This window comes from Bradyrhizobium sp. MI1.7 (genome assembly GCF_055811795.1).
Map to the genome: position 1 here is coordinate 1 of NZ_JBVVPO010000193.1, position 1,656 is coordinate 1,656.

A 1,656-nucleotide genomic window follows, 5' to 3' on the forward strand; every position below is an offset into this window, starting at 1 on the left:
GGCTCTGACGCATATTCGATGATCGTGATTGTTTTTATGGCGCGCCAATCAGCCTAGCCTGAAGGAGATCGAGCTTAGCGCGTCCGTACATTTGCCGTTTGACCAGCTTGAGCTTGGTGATCTGAGCTTCCACTTGGCCATTGGACCATGGTTGCGTGATAGCCGCGTGCACCGCGCCCTTATCGTTGGCAATGCCATTCGCGAACGAGGCAATGAGGCTCCGCTTGGATTCCTCAATCCAAGGTTCGAGCTCCATCTCGGCCTTCTTTCGGATCATCGCGTGGAAGCGGCCAATGAGAGCTTGGGCATCGGCCAGCATAGGAACGTTTTGTTCGATGACGGCAAGCGTGACGGTCTCGGCCCTGGTCAGGTGGTCGCGCTTCGTCGTCATCAGCTGCGCTATCGTCCTGGCGGCGGGGACCTTCTGCAATTGTTGATGGCTGATAGTCTCGGCACGCCGCCGTCGCGTCGCCCATTCCGCCACCACGCGCAGCGATCCCATAAAGCCTTGTCCCTTCAAACGGCGCCAGAGTTCGGCACCGTTGCGACAGCCGCCTGACCATTGCGCGTCCAGGAACGGCAGATGCCCGTCCAGGGTGCTTTGACGGGTGCGGAACATATCCGTACCGCCGCCGCGGCTAATTTGGCGAACCAGATTGCGACTATGTCCTGTGCGGCGGACGATCTCCTTGAACGGCACACCGTCGCTGACGAGAGCCGCAATTGCGGCATGGCTGTCCCGGCGCCGCAGATAGCCCTGATAGCGCAGCTTTTCCGCATAGGTCAGCAATTCCGGGTTGATCGTTGTCGCTCCGATTGCGGTTCGGATTCTGTTCATGGAGCGGCGCACCGCATCAAGGAAGGCCGCGCTCGCATTTTCCATCAGATGCCAGCGGTCGGCGACCTGGATGGCGTTCGGGAGCGCCTTAGCTGCTGCCTCGCCGTATCCACCACCGCGATCTCGCGACACAATGTTGATCGCTGGGTGCTTCGATAGCCACGCCCGAACGGTCGCAGTCTCCCTGTCGGGCAGCAGGGTAACGATCCGCCGACGCTCCAAATCGCACACGATCGTCCCGTATCGATGGTTTCTCCGGAACGCCCAGTCATCGATGCCCACAACAAGCAATGGATCTGTCGGCATCGCCGTCCGCCGACGGACCACCCGTAGCAAGGTATCGTTGCTGACAGGCAGCATGAGCCGCTTGGCGAAGCTTGCCGCCGGCCGGCCGCCGAGCGCCAACCCCAGGTGATGGACGATGTATTCCAGCCGTGCTGTCCGGCGCCGTCGCAGCGGGACGATGTCTTCTCCGAACCGCTCCGCGAAGATCCGCCGGCGGCAATGCGGCACCTCGCATGTGAAGCGCCGCGTGAGTAATCGGAGGCGCACCTTTCTGCCCGCTGATGGCAAATCGGCAACGTGCCGGACGTAGCGGCTATGGATGCGGCTCGACGCTGTCGCGCACAAAGGGCACCGAGCCTCCGCAGCTTCCGACCTAACAGACAGAATAAGCGAATCCATTGAGTCACTTACACCATCAACCACCAAACCACTCGGTACTAGCGATGAGATTTGAAAGCCCGTCCGCATGGCGCTGATTCTCCGTTTGAGAACCACAGTCGCCCGGCAAACTTCATCGGAAATGAGTCAGACCC

Annotated in this window: 1 protein-coding gene; it reads right to left on the reverse strand. The window is 60.6% G+C overall.

The genetic code is table 11. From position 1 onward, the window contains the following. Positions 1-34 precede the first annotated feature (34 nt). The gene (locus AC0L3X_RS47020) at positions 35-1,591 is read right to left on the reverse strand and encodes an ISL3 family transposase (protein ID WP_354081003.1); all 1,557 of its coding nucleotides are present in this window, start codon (positions 1,589-1,591) and stop codon (positions 35-37) included. Between the last annotated feature and the right edge of the window lie 65 nt (positions 1,592-1,656).